The 16720-nt window shown below is 62.8% G+C and carries 13 protein-coding genes; 4 read left to right on the top strand and 9 right to left on the bottom strand.

The window, feature by feature from the left end:
• Positions 1 to 162: 162 nt before the first annotated feature.
• The 3 genes from NKI25_RS05355 to NKI25_RS05345 are packed head-to-tail and all read left to right on the top strand — an operon-like array spanning position 163 to position 4771.
• Positions 163 to 3093, top strand: a complete 2931-nt coding sequence (locus NKI25_RS05355) for a molybdopterin oxidoreductase family protein (protein WP_352998223.1) — start codon at positions 163 to 165, stop codon at positions 3091 to 3093.
• Positions 3090 to 3824: a 4Fe-4S dicluster domain-containing protein gene (locus NKI25_RS05350; RefSeq protein ID WP_023676944.1), complete on the top strand. Its 735-nt coding sequence runs from the start codon at positions 3090 to 3092 to the stop codon at positions 3822 to 3824. The genes NKI25_RS05355 and NKI25_RS05350 overlap by 4 nt, the downstream gene beginning before the upstream one ends.
• 11 nt (positions 3825 to 3835) lie before the next feature.
• Positions 3836 to 4771 carry a dimethyl sulfoxide reductase anchor subunit family protein gene (locus NKI25_RS05345; protein WP_023676943.1) on the top strand — a complete coding sequence of 312 codons (936 nt, stop codon included), beginning with the start codon at positions 3836 to 3838 and terminating at the stop codon, positions 4769 to 4771.
• 2 nt (positions 4772 to 4773) lie between these two features.
• On the opposite strand, the gene pdeM is transcribed toward NKI25_RS05345, so the two are convergent.
• From pdeM to NKI25_RS05320, 5 genes are all read right to left on the bottom strand, one after another.
• On the bottom strand, positions 4774 to 5490 hold the full coding sequence (gene pdeM / locus NKI25_RS05340) for a ligase-associated DNA damage response endonuclease PdeM (protein ID WP_023676942.1): 717 nt from the start codon (positions 5488 to 5490) through the stop codon (positions 4774 to 4776).
• Positions 5487 to 8009: a ligase-associated DNA damage response DEXH box helicase gene (locus NKI25_RS05335; RefSeq protein WP_352998222.1), complete on the bottom strand. Its 2523-nt coding sequence runs from the start codon at positions 8007 to 8009 to the stop codon at positions 5487 to 5489. Before NKI25_RS05335 ends, pdeM begins: the two co-directional genes overlap by 4 nt.
• Before the next feature lie 67 nt (positions 8010 to 8076).
• Complete coding sequence (locus tag NKI25_RS05330; RefSeq protein WP_084641121.1) at positions 8077 to 8988, bottom strand: C40 family peptidase; 912 nt, start codon at positions 8986 to 8988, stop codon at positions 8077 to 8079.
• A complete protein-coding gene (locus tag NKI25_RS05325) occupies positions 8951 to 9301 on the bottom strand; it encodes a MarR family winged helix-turn-helix transcriptional regulator (protein ID WP_023676939.1) in 351 nt (116 codons plus the stop codon). The genes NKI25_RS05330 and NKI25_RS05325 overlap by 38 nt, the downstream gene beginning before the upstream one ends.
• Positions 9302 to 9370: 69 nt before the next feature.
• A complete protein-coding gene (locus NKI25_RS05320; RefSeq protein ID WP_023676938.1) occupies positions 9371 to 10735 on the bottom strand; it encodes a leucyl aminopeptidase family protein in 1365 nt (454 codons plus the stop codon).
• A 122-nt stretch (positions 10736 to 10857) separates the two neighbouring features.
• Between NKI25_RS05320 and NKI25_RS05315 the strand changes: the two genes are divergently transcribed.
• On the top strand, positions 10858 to 11679 hold the full coding sequence (locus NKI25_RS05315) for a tetratricopeptide repeat protein (RefSeq protein WP_023676937.1): 822 nt from the start codon (positions 10858 to 10860) through the stop codon (positions 11677 to 11679).
• A 116-nt stretch (positions 11680 to 11795) separates the two neighbouring features.
• On the opposite strand, the gene NKI25_RS05310 is transcribed toward NKI25_RS05315, so the two are convergent.
• From NKI25_RS05310 to NKI25_RS05295, 4 genes are read right to left on the bottom strand one after another with little or no spacing between them, the layout of a single operon-like run.
• Entirely contained in the window at positions 11796 to 12812 is a 1017-nt protein-coding gene (locus NKI25_RS05310; RefSeq protein ID WP_023676936.1) for a type II secretion system F family protein, read from the bottom strand.
• Positions 12813 to 12821: 9 nt separating this feature from the next.
• Positions 12822 to 13835: a type II secretion system F family protein gene (locus NKI25_RS05305; protein WP_023676935.1), complete on the bottom strand. Its 1014-nt coding sequence runs from the start codon at positions 13833 to 13835 to the stop codon at positions 12822 to 12824.
• Positions 13836 to 13864: 29 nt separating this feature from the next.
• On the bottom strand, positions 13865 to 15373 hold the full coding sequence (locus tag NKI25_RS05300) for a TadA family conjugal transfer-associated ATPase (RefSeq protein ID WP_352998221.1): 1509 nt from the start codon (positions 15371 to 15373) through the stop codon (positions 13865 to 13867).
• A gap of 29 nt (positions 15374 to 15402) precedes the next feature.
• The gene (locus NKI25_RS05295) at positions 15403 to 16686 is read right to left on the bottom strand and encodes a CpaE/TadZ family protein (RefSeq protein WP_352621909.1); all 1284 of its coding nucleotides are present in this window, start codon (positions 16684 to 16686) and stop codon (positions 15403 to 15405) included.
• Positions 16687 to 16720 lie beyond the last annotated feature (34 nt).

Genomic DNA, 16720 nt, shown 5'->3' with positions numbered 1-16720 from the left:
GGTAGAATTGGTGGGGCGGTTCAAATCCGTGTTTGCGCACTGGACCCGCAGCCTGCGGCGGCGGCTCTTGGGTGAACGCTATCGGCCGGAAGAGCATTACATGCGCGGCCCAGGCCCGAAGACGAGAGCCAAGTTCGCGGAGCGCAAGAGCATCACCGGATCATGACCAACAACCTGCTGCGCGGAGCCAATTCGGCACCATCACAACGGCCGCTTGCCGATACGCGCGCGCCCGCTGAACGCGACGGCGTCGATACTTCGCCTGATGTCTCCGACAGCATCGCCAAGACCACCTGCTATATGTGCGCCTGCCGCTGCGGCATCGACGTCCATATCAAGGACGGCAAGGTTCGGTACATCAACGGCAACAAGGATCATCCGGTCAATCGCGGCGTGCTGTGCGGCAAAGGCAGCGCCGGCATCATGCAGCATTACAGCCCGGCCCGGCTGACGAAACCATTGCTGCGCACCGGACTGCGCGGCTCGGGCGAGTTCCGCGAGATCGAGTGGGAGGAAGCTTTGTCGATCGCGACAGAACGGCTTTCGAACATCCGCCAGACCGATCCGAAGAAACTCGCCTTCTTCACCGGGCGCGACCAGTCGCAATCGCTGACCGGCTGGTGGGCGAGCCAGTTCGGCACGCCGAACTTCGCCGCCCATGGCGGTTTCTGCTCGGTGAACATGGCAGCCGGCGGCCTCTACACGATTGGCGGCTCGTTCTGGGAGTTCGGCGAGCCCGACTGGGACAACACCAAATATTTCCTGCTGTTCGGGGTTGCCGAAGACCATGATTCCAATCCGATCAAGATCGGACTCGGCAAGCTCAAGGCGCGCGGCGCCAAGGTGGTTTCAATCAATCCCTGCCGCACCGGCTATAATGCAATTGCCGACGACTGGATCGGCATCCGGCCCGGCACCGACGGCCTGTTCGTATTCGCCCTCATCCATGAATTGCTGAAGGCTGGCCGCATCGATCTCGAGTACCTCTTGCGGTACACCAATGCCCACATCCTGGTCGTTCAGGAGCCTGGAGCTGTCGATGACGGGCTGTTCATGCGCAATGGCGACGGCAATCCGCTGGCTTGGGACAGGGTGGCGAAGACGCCTGTCAATGCCAGCGATGCCGACGCGAAGCCCGCATTGACCGGCAGCGTTCTCGTCGACGGCCGCCGCTGCGTGCCGGTCTTCCAACTCGTCGCCGACCGTTATCTGGACGAGAGCTATTCACCGGACGCCGTCACTGACCGGTGCGGCATCTCCGCCGGCACCATCCGACGCATTGCCGCAGAACTCGCTCATGTCGCCTTCGAACAGCAAATCGAACTGCCGGTGGCCTGGACGGACTGGGCCGGCCGCCGGCACGAGACCATCAAGGGTCGGCCGGTGTCGATGCATGCGATGCGCGGCATCTCGGCCCATTCGAACGGATTTCACACTTGCCGCGCCATTCATCTGCTTCAGGTGCTTCTCGGCACGGTGGACGTGCCGGGCGGCTTCCGCTTCAAACCGCCTTATCCGCGGTCCGCGCCGCCGGGTCCAAAGCCCGCCGGCAAGAATGTGAAGCCGATGACACCACTCGAAGGCATGCCGCTCGGCTTCGTCTGCGGGCCGGAAGACCTGCTGATCGACGGAGGCGGCAAACCGATCCGTATCGACAAGGCATACTCCTGGGACGCGCCGCTGGCCGCCCATGGGCTCATGCACACGGTTATCCGCAACGCCTGGGCCGGGGATCCCTACACGATTGACACTCTGTTCATGTACATGTCCAACATGGCTTGGAACTCGTCGATGAACACCGTCGAGACGATGGCAATGCTGACCGATATCGATGCGTCAGGTGAGCACAAGATCCCGTTCATCATCTATTCCGACGCTTATTATTCCGAGACCGTACCTTTTGCCGATCTGGTGCTGCCGGACACGACCTATCTCGAGCGTCATGACTGTATCAGTCTGCTCGACCGGCCGATCAGCCACGCCGACGGTCCGGGCGACGCTATCCGCCATCCCGTTGTCGAGCCGGATCGCGACGTCAGGCCGTTCCAGACGGTTCTGATCGAACTCGGCGCGCGGCTCGGTCTGCCGGGCTTCGTTCATGACGACGGCTCCGCCAAATACCGCGACTATGCCGACTACATCGTCAATCACGAGCGCACGCCAGGTGTCGGTCCGCTCGCCGGCTGGCGCGGCAAGGACGGGGCCTCGGTCGGCAAGGGCGAGGTCAATCCCGACCAGTTGCAGCGCTACATCGATAATGGCGGCTTCTGGCACCAGGATTTCGCCGCCGATCAGCGCTACTACAAGATGGCCAACCGCTCGTATCTCGAATTCGCTGAGAGCATGGGCTTCATGCCGAAGGCCGAGCCGATCGTCTTCCAACTCTATTCGGAGCCGATGCAGCGCTTTCGCCTTGCGGCGCGCGGCCATGGCGGGGTGCTGCCGCCGGAGGCGGAGCGCAGCCGTATCGAGACCTATATGGATCCGCTGCCGTTCTGGTACGCGCCCTTCGAAGAGGCTGCCGTCGATAGCCAAGCCTATCCGCTCCACGCGCTGACGCAGCGGCCGATGCACATGTACCATTCCTGGGGCGGGCAGAATGCGTGGCTAAGGCAGATCACCAGCCAGAACCGGCTGTTCGTGCACAATCGGACCGCCGCCAGCCTCGGGCTTGTCGATGATGACTGGGTGTGGATCGAGAGCATCAACGGCAAGGTCAAAGGACAGATCAAGCTGGTCGACGGCGTCAACGCCAATACGGTGTGGACCTGGAATGCGATCGGCAAGCGTCGCGGCAGCTGGGGGCTGAAGGATGAGGCGGCCGAATCCAATCGCGGCTTTCTACTCAACCACATCATCGGCGACCAGACCTCTGCCGATGCGAATGGCAAACACTATTCGAATTCCGATCCTGTCACCGGCCAGGCGGCATGGTTCGACCTGCGCGTGCGCATCGTCAAATGCGCAGACGAGGAAGCAGGCTTCACCGAACCGCAGTTCGAGCGGTTCCGACAGCCGCCGCATTTTGAACCCCCGCCCGATAAGCTTAGTTTCGGCGCCGAATTCCGTCGGGAAAGAGAAGCTGCCAAATGACTTGCCTTCCCACCCACACCGACAAGAAGCTCGGCCTTGTCATCGATCTCGACACCTGCGTCGGCTGCCAGGCCTGCGTTACCGCCTGCAAGGAATGGAACACCGGCGGCCACATGGCGCCGCTGACCGACATCGACCCCTATGGCGGCAATGTCGACGGCGTCTGGTTCAACCGCGTGCACAGTTATGAGCACATGACCGAGATGGGTGGGCGCACGGTCAATTTCCCACGCTCCTGCCTGCACTGCGAGACGCCGGCGTGCGTCACGGTCTGCCCGACCGGCGCCTCCTACAAGCGGGCGTCGGATGGCATCGTGCTGGTCGACGAGGACAAATGCATCGGCTGCAAACTGTGCAGCTGGGCCTGTCCCTACGGAGCGCGCGAATTCGACACCAATGTCGGCGTGATGAAGAAATGCACGTTGTGCGTCGACCGCATCTACAACGACAATCTGGCGGAAGAAGATCGCGTGCCCGCCTGCGTCGCTGCTTGCCCGACCAGCGCGCGGCATTTTGGCGATCTGGGCGATCCGGCATCCGCTATCTCGCAACTGGTGGCCGAGCGCGGCGGTGTCGATCTGATGCCGGAAATGGGCTATAAGCCGACCAACAAATATCTGCCGCCACGTGCCCACACCACCCGCGCCGCATCGGTGCCGGCGCCAGCGCTTGAAGCGGTGCAGGCTGAAGGCGGCTTCCTCGGCTGGGTCGACCGCATGCTTTCGAACTGACCCGTGCCTTCATGCATCCAGCCTTCTCCGTCGTCTTTTTCACCACGGCCACGGGCGCCGGTTACGGCCTGCTCGCGCTGCTTGGCGTGCTCGCCGGACAGGGCTTTATCCCGCCCGATTTCTGGCTTGGCCTCACCGGCATGGGGCTGGCGCTTGGCCTGATCTCGACAGGCCTGCTGTCGTCGGCCGGCCATCTCGGCCGGCCCGAACGCGCCTGGCGTGCCTTCTCGCAATGGCGTAGCTCATGGCTGTCGCGCGAAGGTGTTGCCTCGGTCGCCACCTTCGTGCCGGCGGGGTTGTTCGGTATTGGCTGGGTGGTCCTCGGCCGTACGAGCGGCTGGGCGGCTGTCGCCGGGCTGCTCGCTGCCATCGGCGCGGTCGCAACCGTCTGCACCACCGGCATGATCTACGCGTCGTTGAAGCCGATTGCCCAGTGGCACAGCCGCTTCACCCTGCCCGCCTACCTGGTCTTTTCGGCGATGACCGGCAGCGTACTGCTCAACGCCCTGCTGCAGGGATTTGCCGCAGGCTCGAATATGCTTCTGGCGGCTGCCCTGTTGCTGACCGCGCTCGGCTGGGGTTTGAAGCTGGCGACCTGGCGATACAATGACAGGCTGGAGATCCCGACCAATGCCAACACCGCAACCGGGCTTTCCGGCGGCACGGTGCGGTCGCTGGAATGGCCGCATACCGAGGAAAACTATCTGCTCAAGGAGATGGGCTTTCGCATTGCGCGCAAGCACAGCGCTAAACTCCGCCAGATCACGCAGGTGCTGGCCTTTGCTTTGCCCGCGTTGCTGCTGGTCGCGGCGTTCGCCTTGCCGTGGCCCTATGCGGCAGCACTGTCGATACTCGCCGCAATCGCCCAACTCGCCGGAATGCTGGTCGAGCGCTGGCTGTTCTTCGCCGAGGCCAAGCACACGGTCACTTTGTACTACGGCAGGTAGGTTCAGCCCGGCCTGAGCATCGCGTGGGAAATCGCGAAAATGCGCTCTGTGCCAAGCATATAGGCCATCAGCGTTTCGCGGCGGAACAGCCCGGCATAGGCGCGATCGAGCACGTTGAGCGAGCCGGTATAGGCGCCGAAAGCCGGCATGATCATGCGGCCGCCATCGCCGGCAAAGCAACGACGCCGCACCGAACGGCCTTGCTGCACGATGCGGGCGCAAGGATGCAGGTGGCCTGATATCTCGCCTTCCACTCTCACCGCCGAAGGCTCGTGCCGGAAGAGTAGCGAGCCTATGGCCAGCTCGCGCACGGTCTCGCCTGGCAAGTCGGCCGGCGCTTCTGGATCATGATTGCCGGCGACCCAGAACCAGTCGCGCCCGACCATCAGCCCTTCCAGCCTTTGGCGAAAGCTCGCGTGCATACGTGCGGCGCCGCCGCCATCGTGAAAACTGTCGCCCAGGCTGATAACGATCGCAGGCTGATAATCGGCGATCACCGCCTGTAGCCGGAGCAACGTCGCACCGGTGTCGTAAGGTGGGACCAGCGTGCCGCGCCTGGCCAGTGATGAGCCTTTTTCCAGATGCAGGTCGGATACGGTCAGAAGCCGGAATTCGGGAAAATAGAGCACGCCGCGACGGTCGCAGATCGCGCGTTCGCCGGCGATACGGACAGCGCCCGCATCCGCCAGAGGCGCAGCCATGGCCAGCGCGACAGTCATTTCGTCCCCATGGCCTCCTCGACCAGCGTGGCTGCATCCATCAGCAGCGTGTCATCGGCCTCGCCGTGCACCGGCATTTTGCCGATCTCGAGCATGATCGGCACGGCGAGCGGCGATATCTGCTCGAGGTTCTTATGCATGATTCGACCTTGGACGCGCGAGAGCATCTCGGCAAGTCTGCTGACATCCAAGAGACCGGTCGCGGCATCGGCACGCGTCGCCTGCAAAAGGATATGGTCGGGCTCGTGGCTGCGCAGCACGTCGTAGATGAGATCCGTCGACACGGTTACCTGGCGGCCGCTCTTCTCCTGCCCCGGGTGGCGTTTCTCGATCAATCCCGAGATCAGCGCGCAATTGCGAAAGGTGCGCTTCAACAACCAACTGCCGGCGAGCCAGGCTTCGAGGTCGTCGCCCAGCATGTCCTGATCGAATAGCGCAGCCAGCGACGGTTTCTTCGCCCTGAACATATGGCCCATATCGGCCAGCGACCATATGGCAAGCGCATAGTCGGTGGCGACGAAGCCGAGCGGCTTGGCTCCCCCCCTGTCGAGGCGGCGGGTGAGCAGCATGCCGAGCGTCTGGTGCGCCAGCCTGCCCTCGAACGGATAGGCCACCAGATAGTGGCGGTTGCCGCGCTGAAAGGTCTCGATCAGCAGATCGTCGCGTTTCGGCAGCACCGACTTGTCGGCCTGGAAGCGTAGCCAGTCGGCGACCTGCTCCGGCAGCTTCTTCCAGCGCTGCGGATCGTCCAGCATGGCGCGGACCTGTTCGGCCAGGTACGTCGAAAGCGGGAATTTGCCACCACCGTAATACGGCACCTTGGCGTCGCTGCCGGGTGCATTCGAGACAAAGCACTCATTCTCGCGGATACCTTCGAAGCGCAGCACCTTGCCGGCGAACATGAAGGTGTCGCCATGCGTCAGCGTTTCGAGGAACGCCTCCTCGATCTTGCCCAGAACCCGGCCGCCACGCGAAGCCGCGCCTCTGCTGCCGGCCTGGACGTAGCGGACGTTGAGCGCCGGCACTTCGATGATGGTGCCGACGTTGAGCCGGTATTGCTGGGCGACGCGAGGATTTGAGACCCGCCACAGTCCGTCCTTGTTCAACCGGATGCGGGCATAGCGCTCGTAGTTCTTTAGCGCATAGCCGCCAGTGGCGACGAAATCGATGACGCGATCGAATGTCGGGCGATCGAGATCGGCATAGGGTGCTGCCGTCCGCACCTCCTCGAACAGCGCATCGGCATGGAACGGCGCACCGCAGGCACAGCCCAGCACGTGCTGCGCCAGGACGTCGAGCCCGCCATCGACCAGCGGCGGCGTATCCTGGGCACCGAGATAATTGGCGTCGAGCGCCGCCCTGCATTCCAGCACCTCGAAGCGGTTGGCCGGTATCAGGATCGCCTTGGACGGCTCGTCCATACGGTGGTTGGCACGGCCGATGCGCTGCGCCAGCCGGCTGGCACCTTTCGGCGCGCCGACATGGACGACCAGGTCGACATCGCCCCAGTCGATGCCGAGGTCGAGCGTCGACGTGGCGACGATGGCGCGCAGGGCGTTCTCGCCCATTGCCTTTTCGACACGCCGGCGCTGCGCGACGTCGAGGGAGCCGTGATGCAGCGCGATCGGCAAGGTCTCCTCGTTGACCCGCCACAACTCCTGGAACAGCAACTCCGCCTGGCTGCGCGTGTTGACGAACAGCAGGGTTGTCTTGTGGCGCTTGATCTCGTTGTAGATTTCCGGCGTTGCGTAGCGGGCCGAATGTCCCGCCCACGGCACGCGCTCCTCCGAATCGAGAATGGAGATGTCGGGCTTGGCGCCGCCAGTGACGACGATCAGTTCGGCCATCGGCCCCGGTGGATTCTGGCTGACCAGCCAGCGCCGCAATTCGTCAGGCTCGGCGACCGTCGCCGACAGGCCTATCGTCTGCAGGGCGGGCATAAACGAGCGCAGCCGGGCCAGCCCGAGCGACAGGAGATGCCCGCGCTTCGAGGTCACCAGCGAATGCAATTCGTCGAGCACGACATAGCGCAGGTCCTCGAAGAAGCGCCTGGCATCGGGCGCGGCAATCAGCAGCGCCAATTGCTCGGGCGTGGTCAGGAGAATGTCGGGCGGCGCCAGCTTCTGCCGCTGGCGCTTGTGTGCGGGCGTGTCGCCGGTGCGCGTCTCGACGGAGACCGGCAGCCCGATTTCTGCGACGGGTTTGCCGAGATTGCGCTCGATGTCGACGGCCAGCGCCTTCAGCGGCGAGATGTAGAGTGTGTGGATGCCTCGATGCGCCTGCCCCGGCCTTCTCCTCGGCCGGCCGGCCAGTTCGGTCAGCGATGGCAAGAACCCGGCCAGCGTCTTGCCGGCGCCGGTCGGGGCGATTAGTAATACCGACCGGCCGCCCTGGGCTTTGGCCAGCAAATCGATCTGGTGGGCGCGCGGCGACCAGCCCTTTTCTTCAAACCATTTGACAAATGGCTCGGGCAGGACGACGGCGGCATTCTGTTCGGCAAGGCGCGGCTGCTCTGTCACGCGCCAGACGTAGCGCGGCGGCGCGCAATCGCCAAGCAGAATCAGAACAAAAGGTGATCGATTCGCGTTACGGCCGGCGAAACCCGGTCGGTCCGCCATAGAGATAGCCGATACGGGCGACCGCCTCCCTCAGTCCTTCACGCGACACCAGCATGGTGTGGCCGTTGGCGTGGATCATGGTCTCCGGATCCGTCATGATCGCGACGTGGCCTTTCCAGAAGACCAGGTCGCCGCGCCGCAACCCGGCAAAATCCGGCCCGAGGTCGAGCGGTTCACCGACGGTCGCCGCCTGCATGTCGGTGTCGCGCAGCACTTGCCTGCCAGCCATGTGCATTGCAAGTTGCACGAGACCGGAACAATCGATGCCGAAGCCGGAAACGCCGCCCCATAGATAGGGCGTGCCGAGAAACGCCTCGGCGACCGCGACGTAGTCGGGGGCAACCTCGGCGACAGGCCTGAGATGGTCAGATATGACCGCCTCGCCGGATGGCAGCAGAGCATAGTACGTGCGGCGTGTTTCAGCCGCGCCTTTCACTGTTACCGCTGACCCCATCGAGAGCTCCCCGCTCACCGGGAACCGCAAATCCGGTCCCGGATAGAGGAAAGTGCGCGGCACCGAGACAACATGCGTGGGTGCATGGTCCCGACCGCCCAGCACAGTGTCGGCGACATAGCCGACATAGCCGTCGCGCTCGGCCTGTATCCAGGCCCAGCCCTCAACGTCCTCGAAGACGAGGACGTCTTCGCCGAACAGAAGCTGGGTATCGACGCCGGCATCCGGGCGCGGAGCCTTGCGGACATCGGCCGCGGAGGCTGATATGCGAGCCGGCCGGCCGGCGACGAAACGGTCGGCGGCGACCTCGCCTGTCAGCCTGGCGTCGGCGAGATCGGAGCGGAAGGCATGGAGGCGGGCATCCCTGGCGGTCAAATCGGCAACTCGTTCAAATGGGCAACTCTTGGGCTCTGGCAATGATAACATCGCCAAAGCGCTCGACAAAGAGCGCGCCTTCGACCGTGCGCCTGACCAGCACGTTGCGCTTGTCGAGCTCGTCGCGGTGGCGCGACACCAGTTTCAGCGCCCCCATCGTATCGAGCGCACGGGTGATCACCGGCTTGGTGACGTTGAGTCGGGCGGCTAACCCCCGCACCGTGTGCGGCGGCGGATCGAGATAGATGGTGAACAGGATCGCCGTCTGGCGCATAGTGAGATCGGGCGCGTCGTCACGCACCTCGGATAACACCACCTGTTGCCATAGTCGCAAGGCCTGGCTTGGACGCATGATAATCGACATCCGTCCAGCATGACGGAAAATTGTTTCGGTTCCGTTTCAGTCAATACCTTCGTCGGCTATGCCCGAGAATCAGCCGTAGCGGTTCGAAATGACCTGCTCCAGCGCCCGGATGCCTTGCGCTTCGCCACCGGCAAGGCCGTGCGGGCGGTCGAACGGGTTCCAGGCGAAGATGTCGACATGCGCCCAGCCGGCGGTCTTTTCCACGAAGCGCTTCAGGAAAAGCGCCGCGGTGATCGAGCCGGCGAAACCGTCCGACGTGACGTTGTTGATGTTGGCCACCTTCGACGCCAGCTTGGCGTCATAGGGCTTCCACAACGGCATGCGCCATAGCGGATCCTCGACCGCAACGGAGGCGTCCGCCAGCTCGGATGCAAGCGCCTCGTCACCGGTGTAGAACGGCGGCAGGTCGGGACCGAGCGCAACACGGGCAGCGCCTGTCAGCGTCGCCATATCGACCAGCATCTGCGGCTCTTCGTCGTCGGCCAAGGCCAAGGCATCGGCGAGCACCAGCCGTCCTTCGGCGTCGGTGTTGCCGATTTCGACGGTGATGCCCTTGCGGCTCACCAGCACGTCGCCTGGCCGGAAGGCGTTGCCGGCTATCGAATTCTCGACAGCCGGGATGAGCACGCGAAGCCGGACCTTCAGCCCGGTGGCCATGATCATGGAAGCGAGGCCCAGCACGTTGGCAGCGCCGCCCATGTCCTTCTTCATCAAAAGCATGCCCGAGGACGGCTTGATGTCGAGACCGCCTGTATCGAAGCAGACGCCCTTGCCGACCAGCGTTATCCTGGGGGCATTGTTCGGCCCCCAAATCATGTCGATCAGGCGCGGCGCGTCGGCAGAAGCCCGACCGACGGCGTGGATCATCGGAAAGTTGGCGGTAAGAAGATCGTCGCCTTTGGTCACCGATAATTCGGCCTTGTGCGTCGCGGCCAAGGTTCGGGCGGCTTTTTCCAGCTGATCGGGGCCCATATCGCTGGTCGGCGTGTTGACCAGATCGCGCGCCAGGAAAACTCCATTGGCGATGCGGCGGATGCGGGCAATGTCGGTGCCTGCCGGCAGCGCGAGGCGAAGCGTCTTGCCTGGCTTCTTGCCGTAGCGGGTGAAGACATAGCCGCCGAGCGCTACGGCGAGTGCCGTAAGCTCCGGCTTGGCCGGTGCGGACGCAAAATGCCACTCGCCTTCGGGCAAGGCTCTCGCTAGTGCGCCGATGGCCAGTGCGCCCTCGCCATCACCGGTGCCGAACAGGGCTCCGGCAATCGCGCCGTTGTCGCCAGGCACGATCAGCGTCCTGCCGGCCTCGCCGGAAAAGCCGTTGGCCTTGGCCCAGGCGACCGACGATGGCGCAAGGCCCGCCGCCGCCAGAGCATCCTTCGCCACCAGATGGACCGGCAGCGCATTGCTCAATTCTTTCTCGACGAGTTCGACAGGCATTCGCTGGCCTCCGGCTTCCGAGTCGGCGTTTCTTAACTCTCCGTTAGGGTTAACAGAATATTTCTGCGGGAGGAAAGATGACCTCGCAAATGGTCACGCGCATGAACGGAGCCCTGGTGCCGATGCCGACCAACCGCAGGATGAACGCCAGCGCAAATAGGCTGATCAGCACGGCGTTGATGATGGCGCTTGCCGCAGGCGTCGCCGGCTGCGGAACCAGCAAATTGACGACTGGCTCGATTTCTCGTCCAAGCGGCAAGCCGCTGGAAACAATGTCGGCGGGCGAACTGCACAACGCTACGATGGCGCTCGGCCAGTCCTATTCGAAAAACCCCAGCGACAAGCGGATCGCGACAAATTATGCCGCGGCGCTGCAGATGGACGGCGACGCAGACCAATCGCTTGCGGTGATGCGCAAGCTGGCGATCGCCCTGCCGAAGGACCGCGACGTGCTCGCCGCCTATGGCAAGGCGCTTGCCGCCAACGGACAGTTCGAACCGGCTCTCGATGCCGTGCGCCGCGCCCAGACGCCCGAATATCCTGACTGGAAACTGGTATCGGCGGAAGCTGCTATTCTCGACCAGCTCGGCCAGAAGGACGAGGCGCGCCAAGGCTATCGCAAGGCGCTTGACCTCAGGCCGAACGAACCGTCGATCCTTTCCAATCTCGGCATGTCGTACGTGCTGGAAGGTGATTTGCGCACGGCCGAAACCTATATGCGCTCAGCCGCCCAGCAGCCGAATGCAGATAGCCGCGTCCGCCAGAACCTTGCGCTGGTCGTCGGTCTGCAAGGCCGTTTCGACGAGGCTGAGAAGATCGCCTCGCAAGAGCTGTCGCAGGATCAGGCGCAGGCTAACGTCGCTTACCTTCGCCAGATGCTGGCGCAGCAGAATGCCTGGAGCCAGCTCAAGGACCAGGACAAGGCAAAGCCCGCCACCAACTGACCGCTTCGAGCGCCGAACCGGCGCGCGAATTCCGCAACATGTCTAACGCAAAGAGCCGCGCTGCACCGGCAGCGTGGCTCTGAATCGTATCAGCGTTTCTGGCAACGCCGCTGGCGCTACTCGCTGCTGGATTTCGGCTGGTCGCCAAAGATGCCGCGCTGGCTCACCTGGATGCCGGCGGGACCCAGAATGATGGCGAACAGCACCGGCAGGAAGAACAGGATCATCGGCACGGTGAGCTTCGGCGGCAGCGCGGCCGCCTTCTTCTCGGCGGCATTCATGCGCATGTCGCGGCTCTCACTGGCAAGCACCCGCAACGCATGCGCCACGGGCGTGCCGTAGCGCTCGGCCTGAACCAACGCCTGGGACACCGACCTGACGGATTCCAGGCCAGTTCGGCTTGCAAGGTTCTCATAGGCCTGCTTGCGCTCCTGCAGATAGGAAAGCTCGGCGTTTGTCAGGATGAATTCTTCCGCCAATGCCACCGATTGCGCGCCGATCTCATCGGCGACCTTGCGAAGCGCCGCTTCCACCGACATGCCGGACTCGACGCATATCAGCAACAGGTCGAGCGCGTCCGGCCACGCCATCTGAATCGATTGCTTGCGCTTGGTAGCGCGGTTGTTGACGTAGAGCACCGGCGCGTAGAATCCCGCATAGGCTACCACGATGCACACGAACAGCTTCACGAAAAGCGGCTGCTCGGGCAATCCGCCGAGCACGAACAGATACATCGCCGCCAATGCAAAGCCGATGAAGGGCAGGACGAGACGGAAGAAAAGGAAGCGCGTCAGCGGATTTTGCCCGCGAAAACCTGCCACTTTCAATTTCTGCAAGGTACCTTCATCCGCCAGCGCACGCCTGAGATCCAGGCGATCGACAATATTGCGCATGCCGACCGACTGTTCTTCGCGCAGGCCCTTGCGGCGGCGGTCGGCTTCGACTGCCAGCCGCGCGCGCTGCTTGGCGCGCAGCTCATCGCGCTCCAGCGCTACGGATTTCATGCGCGCCTTGAGCTGGTTCCCGCCAAAAGCGGGCAGCAGCGTGAAGACGGTCGCAAACACCGCGATGCCGACCAGCAGTGCGATCAGCAGGGACGGGTCGGTGAGAGTTCTGATGACGTGATCGGTCATACGCCAGTCCTAGACTTCGAAATTCATCATCTTGCGCATTACCAGGACGCCCATCGACATCCAGATGCCGGAACAACCGAGGATCAGATGGCCGGTGCTGGTGATGAAGAGGGGCATGATGTAGTTCGGGCTCGTCAAATAGACGAGAAAGGCGACGACGAAAGGCAACGCGCCGATGATCACGGCGGATGCCTTGGCTTCCATGGACAATGCCTGGACCTTGGCTTTCATTTTCTTGCGGTCGCGAAGCACGCGCGAAAGATTGCCCAGCGCTTCGGAAAGATTGCCGCCGGCCTGAGACTGGATCTGGATGACGATGCCGAAGAAGCTCGCCTCGGTGCACGGCATCGTTTCTGGCATGCGCATGGCCGCGTCGGGGATCGACAAACCCATTTGCTGCGAATCGACTATGCGGCGGAACTCGGTCTTGACCGGCTCGGGGGATTCGTTGGCGATCAGGCGCACGGCGTCGTTCAGCGGCAGGCCGGATTTTACCGCACGCACGATGATATCGAGCGCGTTCGGAAATTCGTTGAGGAACGCCTTGACGCGGTGCGCGCGGCGAAACGAGACGAACCAGCGGGGCAGACCCAAGACGCCGACCAGCAGCGCAGCCGGCAAGACCAGCAGCGGTGCGCCGATGAAATAAACAAGAGCCGTCAAGACGACGCCGCAGACCGCCGAGTAGACATAGAAGCGCTCGAGCGAGATCTTCATGCCGGCCTGACGGATTTGGATCTTCAGCGGTGGTTTCTTGACCAGGCTCTGATTGGACTTTTGCTTTTGATCGAGATCCTTCAGCGAATCCTGGACGGACTTGCGACGCTTGGCCGCTTCCGCCACGCGATCGCGCGACGCCTTGACGACGGATCGATCCGTCTCGGCGGTCTTGATCGATTCAAGCCGCTTGCCGACCTGCTTCTCGGTGCTGATCCGGTTGAACAGGAAAGCATAGGCCACAGCGCCGGCGCTGAAGCCGGCGAGCACAACGAATGCCAATACGGTGCCGTCAATTCCGAACATCGACCCTGGCCCCCACGCTTCCAGACGGATCAATCAGCGCGTTTCTCCATCGCCTCGAGCGCAACCGCGAGGCGCTGCTCCTCACCGTAGTAGCGGGCGCGCTCCCAGAAATGCGGACGGCCGATCCCAGTCGACACGTGCTCGCCCAGCAGCCTGCCGTTCGCGTCCTCGCCCTTGATGTTATAGAGAACGATGTCCTGGGTGATGATGACGTCACCTTCCATGCCGATCACCTCGGTGATGTGGGTGATACGCCGCGATCCGTCGCGCAGGCGTGCAGCCTGTATGATCACGTCGACGGAGCCGACGACGATTTCGCGCACGGTTTTTTGCGGCAGCGTATAGCCGCCCATGGCGATCATCGACTCTATACGGTTGAGGCATTCGCGCGGGCTGTTCGAGTGGATCGTTCCCATCGAGCCGTCATGGCCGGTGTTCATCGCCTGCAGCAGGTCGAACACTTCGGGTCCGCGCACTTCGCCGACGATAATACGTTCGGGGCGCATGCGCAGACAGTTCTTGACCAGGTCGCGCATGGTCACTTCGCCCTCGCCTTCGAGGTTGGGCGGACGGGTTTCGAGACGCACCACATGCGGCTGCTGCAATTGCAGCTCAGCTGAGTCCTCGCAGGTGATGACGCGTTCTTCGCGGTCGATATAGTTGGTCAGGCAATTGAGCAGCGTCGTCTTGCCTGAGCCGGTACCGCCCGAGATGACAATGTTGCAGCGGACACGCCCGATGATCTTGAGAATCTCGGCCCCTTGCGGAGAAATCGAGCCGAACTTGACCAGCTGGTCGAGCGTCAGCTTGTCCTTCTTGAACTTGCGGATGGTAAGTGCGGTGCCGTCGATAGCCAGGGGCGGTGCGATGACGTTGACACGGGAGCCATCAGGAAGACGCGCATCGCAGATCGGGCTTGATTCATCGACGCGGCGGCCAACCTGGCTGACGATACGCTGGCAGATGTTGAGGAGCTGCTGGTTGTCGCGGAAACGGATGCCGGTCTGCTCGACCTTGCCGTTGACTTCGATGTAGACGTTCTTGGAGCCATTGACCATGATGTCGGCAATATCGTCGCGGGCAAGCAGTGGCTCCAGCGGCCCGTAGCCCAAAACGTCGTTGCAGATATCCTCGAGAAGCTCTTCCTGCTCGGCGATGGACATCGCGAAATTCTTGATCGCGATGATGTCGTTGACAATGTCGCGGATTTCCTCGCGCGCGCTTTCGGGATCGAGTTTGGCGAGCTGCGACAGATCTATCGTATCGATGAGTGCGGCGAAGACCTGGCTTTTGGTGTCGTAGTAGGTTTCGCTCTTTTGGCGCTGGATACTTTTCGGCTCCGGGGCCAATGGCGGCGGCTCGACCGCACGGCGAACCGCCGGCGCGGCAGGCGCGCCGGATGGCGGCAGCGCCGCCGACCTGGCAGTTACAGCCGCTTCCACAGGGTTCGCGGCCGCCGGCGCAGCAGGTGCGAGTGCTGGCTGACGGAATTCCGGAATGGTCCGGTTGCCGTCGTCGCTGCCTCTTTTACCAAACATGATCGCTTACCAATTCCACCGCTGAGGCATCACTTCTTGTTGCGCGAAAGCTTGCCGATCAGATTGCCGAGGCCAGCCTTTTTCTTCACTTTGATTTCGCTGCGCCCTGTCAGCACATGGGCGATCTCGTTGATCGTGGCGACAACCGGACTCTTGGCATCCATCTCACCGAGCATACGTCCGTTGTTGGCAGCATTTCCGAACAAAAGCGGCTCGAACGGGATGACCGACATCGGCGAAAGGCCGAGCGATTCGGAGAAGTCGGACGGCGTAATCTCAGGACGTTTCGGCACACCGGCCTGGTTGATCACAAGCTTTGGCGCGGGATCGTTCGGACGAAGCCGCTTCAGCATGTCGACCAGGTTCTTCGTGTTGCGCAGATTGGCCAGTTCGGGCGTCGCCGTGATGACGATCTCGTCGGCCTTGACCAGCGTGTTCTTGGTCCAGCCGGCCCACACGTGGGGAACATCGAGCACGAGGAGCGGCGCGCTACGCTGGGCTATGTCGATAAGCTGGGTGAAGGCGTCGGGATCGAAATCGTAGACCCGCTCCAGCGTCGAAGGGGCCGCAAGCAGCGACAGGTGCTCGGCGCATTGGGCGAGCAGCCGGTCGAGATAGACCTCGTCGACGCGTTCCGGCGAGAAGACTGCCTCGGCAATGCCTTGCGCCGGATCCTGGTCGAAATTGATATTGGCCGTTCCGAAGGCGAGGTCGAGATCGGCGACAACCACTTCGGATTTGAAAAGGGACGACATGGCCCAGGCCACATTATGGGCTATGGTCGAGGAGCCGACGCCGCCTTTGGCGCCGATGAAGGCAATCGAGCGGCCGATCGGCTCAGCTTCCGGATCAACGAAGATCGAAGACACCACGCTGACGATGTCGGCCATCGATACGGGCGCGATGACATACTCGGAAATGCCCGAACGGATGAGTTCGCGGTACAAGCCGACATCGTTGTAGTGGCCGACAACCACCACCTTGGAGGTCGGGTCACAATGCTCGGAGAGCTGGGCGAGTTGTTCCAGCAACAGCTTCGGCTCGCTGCGCGATTCAAGCAGGATCAGGTTCGGTGTCGGCGCCGACTGATAGAATTCGATAGCGGTAGGGATGCCCCCCATATGCACTTTCAGATGGGCCTTGGCCATGCGGCGATCCTCGCCGGCGCGCTCGACCGGATTGGCTACGCCTTCGGTCTCGCAAAATGCCTGGATCGAAATGCGCGGGATCGGCCGCAACGCCTGCATCGCGGCAATATCCTGCTCCGAGGTTTCGCCGCCCGGTACCTCTGTGTCGTAGGCAAGATTGCTCATTGTCATCACTTTCCGTGACTTGCGCGGCTTAGGG

The organism is Mesorhizobium sp. M0808, assembly GCF_040320025.1.
GTDB lineage: Bacteria > Pseudomonadota > Alphaproteobacteria > Rhizobiales > Rhizobiaceae > Mesorhizobium.
The sequence above is the reverse complement of the archived record's forward strand: the minus strand, read 5'-3'. Positions and strand labels throughout refer to the sequence as shown.

Excerpts from the sequence above, each read along its gene's own strand:
- NKI25_RS05355 (WP_352998223.1), top strand. The coding sequence starts at position 163 with ATGACCAACAACCTGCTGCGCGGAGCCAATTCGGCACCATCACAACGG.
- NKI25_RS05350 (WP_023676944.1), top strand. The coding sequence starts at position 3,090 with ATGACTTGCCTTCCCACCCACACCGACAAGAAGCTCGGCCTTGTCATC.
- NKI25_RS05345 (WP_023676943.1), top strand. The coding sequence starts at position 3,836 with ATGCATCCAGCCTTCTCCGTCGTCTTTTTCACCACGGCCACGGGCGCC.
- pdeM (WP_023676942.1), bottom strand. The coding sequence starts at position 5,490 with ATGACTGTCGCGCTGGCCATGGCTGCGCCTCTGGCGGATGCGGGCGCT.
- NKI25_RS05330 (WP_084641121.1), bottom strand. The coding sequence starts at position 8,988 with ATGTTATCATTGCCAGAGCCCAAGAGTTGCCCATTTGAACGAGTTGCC.
- NKI25_RS05325 (WP_023676939.1), bottom strand. The coding sequence starts at position 9,301 with ATGTCGATTATCATGCGTCCAAGCCAGGCCTTGCGACTATGGCAACAG.
- NKI25_RS05320 (WP_023676938.1), bottom strand. The coding sequence starts at position 10,735 with ATGCCTGTCGAACTCGTCGAGAAAGAATTGAGCAATGCGCTGCCGGTC.
- NKI25_RS05315 (WP_023676937.1), top strand. The coding sequence starts at position 10,858 with ATGCCGACCAACCGCAGGATGAACGCCAGCGCAAATAGGCTGATCAGC.
- NKI25_RS05310 (WP_023676936.1), bottom strand. The coding sequence starts at position 12,812 with ATGACCGATCACGTCATCAGAACTCTCACCGACCCGTCCCTGCTGATC.
- NKI25_RS05305 (WP_023676935.1), bottom strand. The coding sequence starts at position 13,835 with ATGTTCGGAATTGACGGCACCGTATTGGCATTCGTTGTGCTCGCCGGC.
- NKI25_RS05300 (WP_352998221.1), bottom strand. The coding sequence starts at position 15,373 with ATGTTTGGTAAAAGAGGCAGCGACGACGGCAACCGGACCATTCCGGAA.
- NKI25_RS05295 (WP_352621909.1), bottom strand. The coding sequence starts at position 16,686 with ATGAGCAATCTTGCCTACGACACAGAGGTACCGGGCGGCGAAACCTCG.